Genomic DNA, 14,073 nt, shown 5'->3' on the forward strand with positions numbered 1-14,073 from the left:
CTTCCGAAGGAATAGTAGAGGGTTCTAAAGTATGAGCTATCGGAAGGGTAAAGTAGAAGGTAGTACCTTCATCTTTTTTACTTTCTACCCAAATTTTTCCACCATTGCGTCGCACAAATTCATCACACAACATCAACCCCAAACCGGTTCCTTTTTCCTGCTCCGTACCCTTAGTCGAGTACCCTACTTGCTGAAATAATTGTTGAACCGAACTTTCAGGCATGCCTACTCCAGTATCAGATATAGCAGTAACCACCACATCTTCCTGTTGCTGAGCCGAAATTTGTATGGTGCCACCTGTGTCGGTAAACTTAATGGCATTAGACAATAAATTCCGTACAACTAGCTGAATCATATCAGGATCAGCATGAACTTGATCTTGCTTCTCTATATTATTTTCAATCTGAATGTTCTTCTGACTGGCTATTTGAGAGATAAGGCCTACTGTTTCTTCTACTTCGGGTCGGAGAGTAAAATTGATCTTATTGATCTTTAACCCGTTCATTTGCGTTCTTGCCCAATTGAGTAAGTTATCGAGTAAGGTAATGTTATTATTAACTTTTTGGGAGAGATGGGGTAGCATACTTTTTAGCTCTTCTGAACTTAGCACATCAATGTGCAGTAGGTTCAGTACTCCTTGAATGGTATTCAGTGGACTACGAAAATCGTGAGCAATAATAGAAAACAGTTTATCTTTTACCGTATTCATCTCCTCTAATTCCTTCTGCTGATTAGTGATTTTCGAATTTTGATCCTTTAATTGCTGATGAAGTTCCTTCAGTATTCTATTCTTCTGCTCAATTTCTTCATTTTTTGACTTTAGCTGTTCATTTGCCAACTGCACCCGTTTGTGGCGTATTAGTGTGATAACAGTTAGTAATAGCATTACACCAACGAACAAAAGGATACTGTATAATACCGAATGGTTAGCCACATTCAACCAGAGAGAGGGCGTTATATCCAAAGAAATACCTTCTAAAGGTAAAAGCAATTGGAATGCCTGCAATCTGTCGTCGATAATTTCAGCTATCAGATTAGTTTTCATTTGCTGGGCGTTTGCAAAGGAAAAAAAAACTATAACTAGCAAGAAGAAGACATAAACTCTTCTAATCATAGGATTAATAAGCGATATGAGTAGTTATTACTAGAAAACATAGGTATTTTTGGTAGTGAAATTGATGATAGCGGATTGAATTTCCAATTTGGCTATCATTTCCGTTATTATAATAGTGTAAGATTTGCTTGAGCACCAGCAAAATCTATTCATTTTTACGGTTAGCTCTGCTGGGTATAATATTAGAAAGGTACTGAAAGTTGAAGTTTAAACCACAGTCTAATTTATTGATCTTTAATTTACAGCGTAAGTTTTTAACGAAAATAGTCTTTTTTTAAAGTAAGGGTAACATCAGGTTTATTCATAGATTTATCTTCACCAAAAAAAGGCTTTCTCCGCGGAGAAAGCCCTTTTCTGATAGATGTTCTGAAATGTCGTTATCTATTATTTACGGTTAATCTTGTAGGACTCCGCTAGTTTTACTGCTTCTAAAGCATTGATAACCCCGCCAGTTGACGATAGACTACTAAAATTGATTTGCTTATCAGCTTTGCCAGGTAGGTTCACTTTTAATCCATCAAGCTTCACCACTGACGATAAGATAATATCCTTTACTTGAGCGGCATCTAAGTCAGGGTAATACGACATGAGCAGAGCTGCTACACCAGCAGTAACCGGGGCGGCCATACTAGTGCCACTCAGACTTTCGTAGCCTTGATTAGGAGTAGTGGAAAATACATCTACTCCCGGGGCAAACACATCAACCGAACGCTTGCCGTAATTAGAAAAAGTAGCTACAAATTCCTCCTGCCCTTTCCACGAGGAGGCGCCTACTTCAATCCAATTACTAGCTGGTTTTTTATCCATATAAACTTTTGTAGGAAAGTTATCAGTTTCGTCAATATTTTCGCTGCTATTTCCCGCTGCGTGAATAATTAGTACGCCATTTTTTTCCGCGTAGCGAACGGCTTCATCCACAATAGATTTATTGGGGGAAAAAGATTTACCAAAGCTCATATTGATAATTTGAGCACCATTATCTACAGCATAGTAAATAGCATTAGCTACGTCTTTGTCACGCTCATCACCATTAGGTACCGCCCGTATGGCCATAATTTCCACTCGATCAGCAATACCCTTCGTGCCTAAATTATTATGACGATCTGCGGCAATAATGCCAGCCACATGCGTACCGTGGCGCGAGTCGGGACCGGTAACATCATTATTACCGTAGAATTTCTCGGAAATATCCGCATAATCATCACCTACAATAGTACGGGGGTTGTACTCCAGGTTATACCCGTAATCAACTGCTTGGCGGTAGTGTTCTATCCCTTCTTCCAGCAAAGATTTGTCAAGACCATTTTCAAAAGCGTATTCCATAAACCCTTTTGCCATTAAGACTACCTCATCAGAGGATTCCATATTTTGGACATCCTGCAGGGTAAGCGAATCCAAATCGAGGTATGCTTCCATTAGCTTTTGAGAGCGCGTGAAATTTTTATGGAAATAGGTAAATGCTTGGTATTCTTGCTGAGCTTCAGCTAATTTTTTCTGATATTGTTGTTCAATCTTCTCAAAGTAGGCCTGCTCCTTTTTAGGAAGATCATCAAGTTCTGTGTCTAGGTACTTCTCTTTAAGGCGGGCGTATTCTCGGGTCAACTCATAGGTATCGTAATTTACATGCTCGCCTTCCGCTCCGCCAATAAAGTTCCAGCCGTAAATATCATCTACGTATCCATTTTGGTCATCATCTACTCCGTTACCCGCTACCTCATCCTGATTAACCCATAGCTTTCCTTGTAGGTCTTCATGTTCAACATCTACCCCTGAATCAATAACAGCTACTACTACTCTTTCACCCTCTCTATCCGCTAAAATTTGATACGTTTTTTCAGTACTTACTCCCTGAACCTGATTAGTTTGAGGATCAAGGTTATACCAGTTATCCGGGGCCCGGTTAAGAGAATCGGTAAATGGATCAATGGCAAATGATATGCTTATTTGAGTAAAAACTCCAATAGCAACAGTCAGAATTTTCAATTTCATATGATGTAAGTTTTTTACAAACTTCAAATATAAGCAAAAATATTTATAGAATAACACTATTTATTGCAATTAATAAGAAGTAAAAGTTAATAGAGCGACGAAATTAAAGTCTTTCTATGTAACTGAATAAAGCACAAATAAATTTTATACGAATAAATTATGTTGATTTTTATGCAAAACGGATAGATAGCTGACGTTAGCAAAGAAAGCGGAAAATTTGTATCTTTCGAGTTAGAAAAGATGCAACAACGTAACCTCCATTGGCTATGAGAACACTACTACTAGCGTATTTGGGATTAATCATGTACCACACCAGTTGGGCTCAATCTTCTACCTTGTTTACTCTATTGCCTCCTAGTGAAACCGGTATTGAGTTTCGTAACGATATAAAAGATACTAAAGATCGAAGCATTCTTATCTACTCTAATTACTATGGTGGTGGCGGGGTAGGCATCGGTGATGTTAACAACGATGGGCTACCCGATATTTTCTTCGCCGGAAATTTGGTGGGAGATCGCCTTTATCTCAACCGAGGTAATCTGAAGTTTGAAGACGTTACCCAGCAAGCCGGCATTCTAGACAATGGTGGTTGGTCTTCCGGAATTTTGTTCGGAGATGTAAATCAGGATGGTTACCAAGATATCTACGTAACGCGGGAGTTATATGATCATCAGCCCGAGTTGCGAAAAAATAAGCTTTATATAAACACATTCGGCAAAACCGGTAAAGTGGGCTTTGAAGAAGCATCAGCAAAGTACGGTGTAGACAATGGCGAACGAACCCGTCACGCTACATTTTTAGACTACGACCAAGATGGTGATTTGGATCTGTTTCTACTAAATCAGCCTCCTAATCCTGGAGATTACTCTTCTTTCTACGGAACGGAGTTGATGCAAGACAAATACAGCCCCCGTTTGCTAGAGAACCAGAGCGGTCAGTTTGCTGATGTAACGGAAGCAGCCGGACTGCTTAAGCCCGGGTTTGCTAACAGCGTTTCGGCTAGCGACCTAAACGGCGATGGTTGGACTGACCTTTACGTTAGCAATGACTTTGAGGCCCCGGATTTTATTTACTTTAATAACGGCGACGGTACCTTTTCGGAAGGTGCTCAAGATGTAACTCGCCACATTTCTTTTTACAGCATGGGAGTGGATGCTGGCGACATTAATAATGATGGGTTGCTAGACGTGATTGTGGCCGATATGGTGGCGGAAGATAATTACCGGCTGAAAGCGAATATGAGTGGTATGAATCCTTCCGCATTTTGGGATGTGGTAGATGATGGAGGGCATTATCAGTATATGTTTAATACGCTACACCTAAACACTAAATTACCTGCAAACACTAGCTTTACCGGGCAGCATGCTGAAACGAATGGGGGGTACTTTCGTGATGTTGCTCAAATAGCAGGAGTGGCTTCTACTGATTGGAGTTGGTCTACACTTTTTGCCGACCTAGATAACGACGGTTGGAAAGATCTACATATTACCAATGGTCTGTTGCGGGATATTCGTAATAGCGATGCTTCTAAAAAATTTGCTAAGTACGTTGAGTCGGCTATCAGCGCTTACTTAGCTAAAAACCCAAACCCGGAGGGAATCTCCATTTGGGATATTGCTGATATTAATGAAGCGTTGGAGTTAACCCCTTCAGTACCGCTAATGAACTACGCCTACCGCAACCAAGGCACCACAGGGTCTTCCGCGCTAACCTTTGAAAAGGTAAACCAAGAGTGGGGGTTTGAGCAAGAAACCTTTTCCAATGGTTCGGCTTACGCTGATCTGGATAATGATGGTGATCTCGATTTGGTGATCAACAATGTGAATGCGGAAGCAATGGTCTACCGCAACAATGCTCAAGAGATACTTGATAATCACTACCTACGCGTAAATCCGGTAGCGGACGATCCGGCAGTCACCAATTTGGGAATAAAAATATGGGCTGAAACTGACGAGGGAACCCAGTTTTTCGAAACAACTAGTGTACGCGGTATGTACTCTACCAGCGAATCTACGGTGCATATGGGATTGGGTAGCCAGACCAGCGTTGATAGATTACGAGTACGCTGGCCCAACGGTCGCGAACAGCTTTTGGAAAATATCGCTGCCGATCAAACAATTCAGGTGCGTTATACAGATGCTCAGACGGTTGATCAAAGAACTCCGCAGAATCGGGACGAAATGCAACCACTATTTACTAATGCTACCGATCAGCAATCGCCGGCTATTCAACATAAAGAAAATGATTTTGACGATTTTGAAAAGCAGGTTCTACTGCCTCACCGTATGTCGGATCTGGGACCAGCTCTAGGTACCGGAGACGTAAATGGAGATGGACAAGATGATTTTTACTTAGGCGGAGCTGCCGGACAACCCGGACAATTGTTTATCCAGCAAAATGACGGAACATTTATCGCTTCCTCTCAAGAAGCTTGGCAAGCAAATGCGGCCAGTGAAGATATGGGTAGTATTTTCTTTGATGCTGACGGTGACGGCGATCAGGATTTGTACGTGGTGAGTGGGGGTAATGAATTCGCACCTCAGTCGTCCGAATACCAAGACCGCCTTTACTTAAATGATGGTAACGGGAGTTTTACCCAAGCGGTAGATGCTTTGCCCGTAATACTGAATAGTGGTTCAAAAGTGTATTCCGAAGATATTGATCAGGATGGGGACTTAGATTTGTTTGTAGCGGGCAGACATGTTCCCTGGAGTTATCCCGAACCGACCAGTAGTAGCTTGCTTCTTAACGAAAATGGCAAATTTACTGATGTTAGCGATCGGCTTTGCCCTGAATTAGAAAATATTGGGATGGTGAATGATGCCGCTTGGGTTGATTTCTCCGGCGATGGTCGTAAAGATTTGGTGTTAGCCGGGGAGTGGATGCCGATTACGCTGCTACAAAATGAGGGTGATCATTTTACCAATGTTACCGCTGACTACGGACTGGCCGAAAGCACCGGATGGTGGTTTAGTGTAGCCGCCGCAGACATAGACGGCGATGGCGATCAGGATTTGATTGCGGGAAATCTGGGTTTGAACTACAAGTATCAGGCTTCCGAAGAAGAACCCTTTGAAGTATTTTACTACGACTTTGATGAAAATGGCTCCAAAGATGTAGTGTTAGCTTACTATAATTTCGGTATTCAGTATCCGCTCCGCGGGCGATCGTGCTCATCGCAGCAGGTACCCATGATTCAAGATAAATTTAAGTCTTACGAGCTATTTGCCTCGGCTGACCTAGTAGACGTATATGAAGAAGATAATTTGGAAGAGTCGCTTAACTATCAGGCTAATACTTTTGCTTCGGTGTACTTAGAAAATACGGGCAACGGTTCTTTTAAACAACATACTCTACCGGCTAAGGCCCAGTTTTCTTCGGTTAATGATATTATCATCGCCGATTACAATCAAGATCAAAATTTGGATATTTTATTGGCGGGCAACCTGTACGGAGCCGAGATAGAAACGGCGCGTAACGATGCCGGAGTCGGACTGGTATTGTTGGGCAATGGTCAGGGGGAATTTCAATCACTCACTCCAGCGGAAAGCGGATTTTTCGTGCCCAGCGATGTGAAAAGTATGGAAGCGGTACGAGGTGATCAGGGTACGCAAATTCTAGTAGGAATTAACAGTGAACCATTGCAAATTTTTCGGTTAGGCACGCAGAAAATTCCTTAGAAATATACTCAACATCAATCTTTTGAGGGCATCAGGTTCAGAATAATTCGTTGGTAGCGGGTGAGGCTCGGAGTGCCGTTATCGGTTACCTGCAAAATAATATGCGTGGTTTGAGGTATTGATATTTTTGCTTTAGCCGGAATTTTAACCTTTAATTTCGCTTGATTGGTGTTCTCCAATTCAATAAAGCCTCGCCAGGAGTGTTCCCAGTAACTTCCCGCTTCGGGGTAATGAATCCACTGGTAACGTAGCTCATCCCCGTCGGGGTCTGAGCTAGCTGAAGCATCCAGTGTAATTTCTTCACCAACCGCAATCTCGATTTCTCCTCCTTCTGAAACTACTGCTTCAGGGGGATGATTGGCATCTTCGTAAGACTGAACGCACCAGTCCATGCGAGCCGCAAAGTCGTTTTGAAAAGCTTCGCGCCAGCGCCAGATAGTAGCGTGGTTACTAATGTAAATTCGCCCATCGTTGCCTCTTACTTCATCCTGAGTGTCAGTCCAAATTGGCCGAGTTTCCGGTTGAGCCTCTTCCCGGTTTCGGTAGGGTTGGAACCGCGGTTGGTACAATTCGTAGCGACCGCCCCAGCCACCGTAGTCGGGACGATCCGGGACGTTTAATCCATTGTTAATCAGCGACAGAAAACTGGGAGTATCGCCTTCCATAGCATACTCTACTTCTGGGTATTCTGCTCCTAATGGACCGTGGGCTTCCATAATATTCTCCCTTAGCCAGGGATTTTTAACGGTAGTCGTGTCGGCTCCCGAGGCAAACTTACGGTGGGGTTCCCCTGAGATACCGGCCCAGGTAGCATTTCGGTAATTTTCTCCCGGACTAACAATGTAAAATAAGTCAGGAAACTCTTCACGTATCCAGGGAGCCGAATCATCCTGATCGGAAATAGTGTAGACTCGTAGCTTTTTCACGAATTGGTCTAACTCGGTGGAAGTGCGGGTCGTCCGAACCTTCCAGAGGGCTTGAGCTAGTACATTGGCTCCGCCCCACACCGTTATCCACACTGGGCGATCGTCTTCCTTATCTACTACTTCTATTAACCAGTCAGAGCCTTCAGAATCCATGCCAGCCCCTACACCCTCCATGCCGTAGCGAGCGACACCCTTTTTGGTAACCGAATGAAAGAATTCCTCGGCGGGAAAGCCTGATTCGTGCTTAAGTAGGTTTGCTCGCACTTTTCCGTAGGCTTCAACAATTTCCCGGATGCGCCATTCAGCCGTAGTATCGCGTAAGTGGGTTGAGGTGGTAGCAATAAGTGCTTCGGTATCAAAATGATTGCTAAATACCAAGAAGCGGACGAGCGACTGAGCATCATCCGGTTCGTTCTCGATATCGGTAAGTACTACAACCCTTGCTTTTTGTTGAGAAAGTGCCTGGTAAACAGTGACAAAAGAGAAAGCGAAAAGAAGGAAGATAGGTAGTTTCACGGGGGGTGGGTTTGAGAAATAATAATATAAGTAGTTTTTACTTAAGAATAAAAACGGCAAAAGAAGATGGTGCTACCGGTAGGCAACCTACTCATTGTAGTACACAAGCAAGGCTCTCTCATTGATCTACTTTCAACTAGCGAAGTTGAGATATATCGAAAATGGCAGCACTGTCTAGCGTGTTAACCAAAGCACCGGAGGGTAGAGTATTAAGATACTGATTAGCAGTTGGTTCAGCAAAGAATGCAGTTGGCGTTTCGATTACAGACTGATAATATTTAGGAAGATGTTGTTGGAGATAGATGTCAAGCAACTCCTGATTTGTCGCTTGAACAGCTTCAGTATCTACTGGGAACTGATAGGCCAACCAAAGGGCCATTTGGAAGAGTAGGTAAATTCCTATTACAAAATATCCAATGCGCCAATAAATATTCACAATAGTTACTTCTTTTAGTGTAGTGTGTCAATAGTAGGGAATGTAATATTATAATACTAAAAAAACTTTACAATACTATACAATCCGATGAAAATAATTACTAATGAGCTAGTCCAGAAAGCCACATCGTATGCTAAAGTAGGGGCAAGGGCTTGGGGTAGGCGATGGTAGCGGAAGTGATACGCCGCAAAAACGATAATCAGTAGCAAAATTGATGTGACAAAACCTCCGATCAAAATCATTAACACTGGAAGCTGAATAAATAGAAATAGCAGGGTCCAGACCAATGGAAACACCCAGGCTAGTACGGCAATGCTACGTTTTCGAACCTCAATATTGTAAAAATTAATCCAGCCCATTTGGCCAAAACAGTCAGAAAATATTCGGGTCCAGCAAGCCAGTGCCGCAAACAATGTTGAAAACAGCACGACTAACGCCCCCAGTAAAAATATTGACTTAGCCTCTGGTCCTAGCGTTTCAGTGTATATTCTAGATAAGGCTTCAACCATCTGGTAGCCTTCGGGAATATTACCACTTTCGTGCAGAATAGCCGCTCCCAACAAGTAAAAGACGGCGGTTACCACGGTGTATACCACCATCGACAGTAACGCATCCCAATACATCACCCGAATCCAGCCTTTTGCTCGTCGTAGCCAACCTGCATCCTCTTCTGAACGTGGGCCGTCCGGGCGCGGACCGGTAAAACGGGCGTAGCCTTTCTCGATACACCAGTAGTTGTAGTACATAATTTCGTCGCCACCCACTCCGGTTATGCCAAAAGCCCCTAGTGTGATTACTACTGCACTGGCCGGAAGTTGAAACTGAAGTCCCGATAGCACCTCTTCCCAAGATAAAGCGTAAGAAGTATATTGTAGAAAAAACAAAGAGGTAAAAGTAAGCAAGGTGAACAGCCCGATCATTACAATAGCAAACTTCTCAATAAATTGGTAATAACCCTGAAAGATGAGCAAAGCAGCCAACGTAGCAGCCAAAAATGCCCAAATGGTAGTGCTCACCGCTGGGAAAGCAATATTCAGCGTAAGGGCTACGCCTCCCACAATTCCTCCAACTTGCAGTAATTTAAAAATCTGAATGAATAGCCAAACCCAAAGTGTCCAGTTAGTATCTTTTAGCCGGGGGCCGGGTAGGCGGTTGAAAGCTGCCATCACGGTTTCGCCGGAGTAAATGGCGTGTTTGCCAAATTCTAATTGCAGCGTAACTTTTACTAGGCAACTTAAAATGATTGCCCAGAACGTGATAAAACCCACTTGAGCTCCCAAAGCAGTAGTAGCAATTAGCTCCCCTGAACCAACAATAGCGGCCGACAGAATAAAGCCGGGACCAAGGTTCTTCAGTGTTCCACCAAATGTAGCCGGAGGCTCCCGAATTGCTCCGGGTTCAAGTACGTAGGGGTTGTCGGTAGTAGTAGCGATAATTTTATATTATGGAGTCCGAAGTCCGGAAGCCGGAAACCGTATTTTATTTCCGGTTTCCAGAATCCGGTTTCCGTTTATTGGTGTTGCTCTCTAAGTAGGTCGTTGACGGTTTTAACTGGATTAAAGGTGATGATCGGTACTTCAACAAAGATGGTATTCCAGTTGGCCATACTGCCGTTCCACAAACCGGGCAGTTCCTGGGCTTTTAGCTCTCTTCCGTCCTTCGATTTTTTGGAGATAAACCCCGCCTGTGCATTAACATAATTAGTGAGGTCAAACTTTTCATCCCGATGACCTTTCATAGAACAAACAATATCTACCGGATTGAAGTGGGTGGCGTTTTCCCACACCGACTGTTGCTTCGGATCATCCATATTGATCTGAGCACTTTCTACAATCTGAAGCGAAGTAGAACCATTGGGATTTACCGCCCAAAAGGGACCTCCTCCCGGCTCACCTTCATTTTTCACCATACCGCATACTCGAATGGGTCGATTGAGAACCCCTTCCAGAAACGTTACTTTTTGAGCACCGTCCATAGAGCTAAATACTTGAGCGGGTAATACGCAGAGCTGATCTTCCACAAACTCGCGCATCTCCTCTAGCTTGCTCTCCAATATTTCTTCGGATTCGTCTATCAGATTAAGATACTCAAAGATTTTTTGCTGATAGCTCAGAAGCACTCCACCCAGCAGTTTTTTATTATGAAAGGTTTCTGCTTTCAGACGGTCAGGCACCACGTTGTCGATATTCTTGATGAACACCAAGTCAGCGTCTAAGTCATTCAGGTTTTCAATCAACGCACCGTGTCCGCCCGGGCGAAATAGAATTCCTCCGTTCTCTTCCCGAAAAGGTTCATTGTTCATATCTACGGCTAGTGTATCCGTAGAAGGTTTTTGCTCGGAGAAAGTGACGTAGTAGCGTACCCCAAAGTGCTTTTCAAAGTGACCTTTTATCTGGGCGATATGCTCTTCGAAGGCTTTACGGTGTTCGGGCGAAACGGTAAAGTGCAAATACACATCGTTATTTTGATTGCGGGTGTAGTTAGCCCCTTCTACCAAGTGTTCTTCTACCGGAGTGCGGGAGGAAGTGCCGTAATTGTGGAATTTCAGCAGGCCTTTAGGTAAACTGCCGTAGTTAAGTCCGTCTTCGTTGAGTAAGCTATTTAGCACCTCTACGTAGCGGCGTTGTAATATCGCCTCGTTCAGTCCCATTCCTTTTTGCTGATGCACGTGGCCTAAATCATCGTAGAACGCAAAGTTGTGGATTTGCTTAAAAAATTGAAATATTTTTCGCTGCTTATGATCGCTTATTAGTTGGTCGTACTCAGCGTCGCTACCAGAGTAGCTTTGTTGAAACTGAAACAGATGTTTGAACATACGGCTGGCTGCCCCGGAAGCCGGCACAAATTTGACAATCTTTTGAGCCGAAGCAGACGCATCGTAGCTTTTAACGTACTCAGCCGAAAGCTCGTCGCTGAACTTAAGGATACCATCGTTAACAGTCGCTGCCTTAACAATTTCTAGGTCAGGAAACCCTTCCTGAAAGTATTGGATTTGTTGTTCGGCCACTTCGGGGTTTGTGCCGCGCAGTTCAAATTGGGCTTTATCTTGATCCGTGAACATAAAAAATATGGTTAGTTGTATGTTTGCAAAAATAAACCTACTGGTAGAAAAAACTACGGTAGTGCACTAAAAGTACTAACAATTAGCGGTTCTGCCAATGAATACCAAAGGAGATGAAAAACCGAAAAAGGTAAACGGCAGATTTATTGAATGAACGATGACTAATCCCCAAACCTCAGTGGACTAAAAAACAATCAGTAATCCCAGACATCGTTTAGGTTATTTTAGCAATAGTTGCGAGATTGCAACCCTAAACAGTCGTTCGGTTGAGTCATTCAGTACGTACGTATGCAGGCACTAGCATTCTATATTCTATATCCGCTTATTTTACTTGTTTCGCTTAGTCCTTTTTGGCTGCTCTATAAAATCTCAGATGGTCTATACGTAATAGTCTACCGCTTGGTAGGGTACCGGAAATCAGTTGTAGTAACTAACCTGAGAAACGCTTTTCCGGAACGAAGCGAGGCTGAAATCAGCGTTCTCACTAAGAAGTTTTACCGTTACCTCTGCGATCTTGTTATGGAATCGCTGAAAACAATTACTTGGGATGAGCAGCAGGTGCGAAGCCGGGTGACGATGAAAAACGTGGAAATGCTCGATGCACTTCACGAGCAAGGAAAGAGTATTGTCATTGTGATGGGGCACTTGGGAAATTGGGAATGGGCTGGACCGGGCTTCTCGTTAAACTGTAAGCACCAGCTTTATGTGGTCTACCGCCCGTTGATCAATCCTTATTTTGAAAAGGTTTTTAGCCGCTCCCGAACTAAATTCAGTACTCAGATAGTTGCAAAGAGTAATACACTGAGAAGCATGGTGGCTAATCGGAAAACAATTAGTGCTACGGCCCTAATTGCCGATCAAGCTCCGCACCCAATTAATTCGGCCGTGTGGATAGATTTCTTAAATCAGGATACTCCGGTTTTCATCGGCCCGGAAAAGATTGCCAAGAAACTAAATTACCCGGTCGTGTATATGCAGGTAGAGCGCGTTAAAAGGGGGTACTACGAAGTGCATCCTACGTTGTTGAGTGAATTTCCAAAAGAAACTGCTGACTTAGAAATTACGTTAGCTTTTAACAAGATTTTAGAAGAGGGAATACATAAGTATCCTGAAACCTGGCTGTGGTCGCACAAAAGATGGAAACATAAACGTTCTACAGCAAGTACTGCTTCTTGAGAGATCTAAATAATGCACTGAAATGAGTATGATTGCATACGAAGATATTGTCGTTGAAGCGCCGAATAAGCTACGTACCGGAAAGGAACTGATTCTGGCTAGTAAAGAATACGCAGTAGAAGACCGACGCAAAAGTTGGCTCCATACATTGAGCACGTTAGCTCTGTTGGTACTCGCTTTTTTAGGCACTACGATTGATTTTCACTGGACTCAGCAGCTGTTCTTTAGCGTAGTAAGCGGACTGCTGATTGTTAAATTATTTGTCATTTACCACGATTATCTGCACGGGGCTATTCTGCGTAATTCCAAAGCAGCCGATTGGATTATGACCCTCTTTGGTATTTTTGTGCTAGCTCCTAAAACTATTTGGAGGCGTACCCACGATCATCACCATCATAACAACTCTAAGCTCTCCAGTGGGGGTATTGGTTCTTATCCACTAGTGAGCAAAGAAAAATTTCATCGCTTATCTTCTAAGCAGCGGTTTGCCTATTTGGCTGCCCGTCATCCGCTGACAATTTTTGCCGGTTATATTACCTTATTCGTCTATGATTTTAACGTTCGTTCAATCATAAAAAGTCCGAAGAACCACTGGGATTCAGCCGTAGCCTTAATTATTCACTTTGCTGTCGCGGGACTGATCTTCTATTTCGGGGGATTAAGTGCTTTATTCTTCAGTTGGTTACTGCCTTTTATTCTGGCGCACGGTTTAGGTTCTTACCTGTTCTACGCCCAGCACAATTTTCCGGGAGCAACATTTGCCGAGAACCGCGATTGGGACTACGCCAATGCGGCCATTCAATCAACCAGCTTCTTAGTGATGAACCCAGTGATGAACTGGTTTACCGGAAACATCGGTTACCACCACGTTCACCACATTAACCACCGTATTCCGTTCTATCGGCTGAAAGAAGCGATGGATGAAATGCCTGAGCTTCAAAATCCGAACACCACTACATTGCACCCCAGCGATGTGATTGCTTGCTTAAAATTAAAGGTGTGGGACCCAGCGAGGGGAAAATTGGTGGGTTTGTAGGGTGACTCTCTAAGTTAGACTCTGTGGTGATAAGTGAGAATCTCTATATCTTTTGCCTTACCTAACCATACATTGTGCTATGCAACACCTGCTAACTATCCTTCTTCTCGCTGTTACCTTAGCCGTTTCAGCTCAAACA

Annotated in this window: 9 protein-coding genes; 3 read left to right on the forward strand and 6 right to left on the reverse strand. The window is 43.4% G+C overall.

What is annotated here, in order from left to right:
• Both WBA23_RS15890 and WBA23_RS15895 read right to left on the reverse strand, forming a co-directional pair.
• The coding region (locus WBA23_RS15890) for an ATP-binding protein (protein WP_424583270.1) at positions 1 to 1,045 on the reverse strand (1,045 nt) is incomplete at its 3' end.
• A gap of 453 nt (positions 1,046 to 1,498) precedes the next feature.
• Positions 1,499 to 3,103, reverse strand: coding sequence for a S8 family peptidase (locus WBA23_RS15895; RefSeq protein ID WP_424583271.1), 1,605 nt, complete (start codon positions 3,101 to 3,103; stop codon positions 1,499 to 1,501).
• 266 nt (positions 3,104 to 3,369) lie between these two features.
• On the opposite strand from WBA23_RS15895, the gene WBA23_RS15900 reads away from it, so the two are divergent.
• Complete coding sequence (locus WBA23_RS15900) at positions 3,370 to 6,783, forward strand: VCBS repeat-containing protein (protein ID WP_424583272.1); 3,414 nt, start codon at positions 3,370 to 3,372, stop codon at positions 6,781 to 6,783.
• A gap of 14 nt (positions 6,784 to 6,797) precedes the next feature.
• Here the strand turns inward: WBA23_RS15900 and WBA23_RS15905 are convergent, their stop codons facing one another.
• The 4 genes from WBA23_RS15905 to WBA23_RS15920 form a co-directional block, all read right to left on the reverse strand.
• Positions 6,798 to 8,225 (reverse strand): nucleoside hydrolase-like domain-containing protein, encoded by a 1,428-nt coding sequence (locus tag WBA23_RS15905; RefSeq protein WP_424583273.1) that lies wholly within the window; start codon positions 8,223 to 8,225, stop codon positions 6,798 to 6,800.
• 136 nt (positions 8,226 to 8,361) lie between these two features.
• On the reverse strand, positions 8,362 to 8,604 hold the full coding sequence (locus WBA23_RS15910; protein ID WP_424583274.1) for a hypothetical protein: 243 nt from the start codon (positions 8,602 to 8,604) through the stop codon (positions 8,362 to 8,364).
• 113 nt (positions 8,605 to 8,717) lie between these two features.
• Positions 8,718 to 10,097 carry an Nramp family divalent metal transporter gene (locus tag WBA23_RS15915; RefSeq protein ID WP_424583278.1) on the reverse strand — a complete coding sequence of 460 codons (1,380 nt, stop codon included), beginning with the start codon at positions 10,095 to 10,097 and terminating at the stop codon, positions 8,718 to 8,720.
• Between the two features lie 74 nt (positions 10,098 to 10,171).
• Entirely contained in the window at positions 10,172 to 11,722 is a 1,551-nt protein-coding gene (locus WBA23_RS15920) for a DUF4301 family protein (protein ID WP_424583275.1), read from the reverse strand.
• 288 nt (positions 11,723 to 12,010) lie between these two features.
• On the opposite strand from WBA23_RS15920, the gene WBA23_RS15925 reads away from it, so the two are divergent.
• Entirely contained in the window at positions 12,011 to 12,898 is an 888-nt protein-coding gene (locus WBA23_RS15925) for a lysophospholipid acyltransferase family protein (RefSeq protein WP_424583276.1), read from the forward strand.
• Positions 12,899 to 12,926: 28 nt separating this feature from the next.
• On the forward strand, positions 12,927 to 13,934 hold the full coding sequence (locus WBA23_RS15930) for a fatty acid desaturase family protein (protein WP_424583277.1): 1,008 nt from the start codon (positions 12,927 to 12,929) through the stop codon (positions 13,932 to 13,934).
• Positions 13,935 to 14,073: the final 139 nt, after the last annotated feature.

The sequence above is a fragment of the Tunicatimonas sp. genome (assembly GCF_049647865.1).
In the GTDB taxonomy this organism is placed as follows: Bacteria; Bacteroidota; Bacteroidia; order Cytophagales; family Cyclobacteriaceae; genus Tunicatimonas.

Excerpts from the sequence above, each read along its gene's own strand:
- WBA23_RS15910 (WP_424583274.1), bottom strand. The coding sequence starts at position 8,604 with ATGGCCCTTTGGTTGGCCTATCAGTTCCCAGTAGATACTGAAGCTGTT.
- WBA23_RS15895 (WP_424583271.1), bottom strand. The coding sequence starts at position 3,103 with ATGAAATTGAAAATTCTGACTGTTGCTATTGGAGTTTTTACTCAAATA.
- WBA23_RS15900 (WP_424583272.1), top strand. The coding sequence starts at position 3,370 with ATGAGAACACTACTACTAGCGTATTTGGGATTAATCATGTACCACACC.
- WBA23_RS15930 (WP_424583277.1), top strand. The coding sequence starts at position 12,927 with ATGATTGCATACGAAGATATTGTCGTTGAAGCGCCGAATAAGCTACGT.
- WBA23_RS15925 (WP_424583276.1), top strand. The coding sequence starts at position 12,011 with ATGCAGGCACTAGCATTCTATATTCTATATCCGCTTATTTTACTTGTT.
- WBA23_RS15920 (WP_424583275.1), bottom strand. The coding sequence starts at position 11,722 with ATGTTCACGGATCAAGATAAAGCCCAATTTGAACTGCGCGGCACAAAC.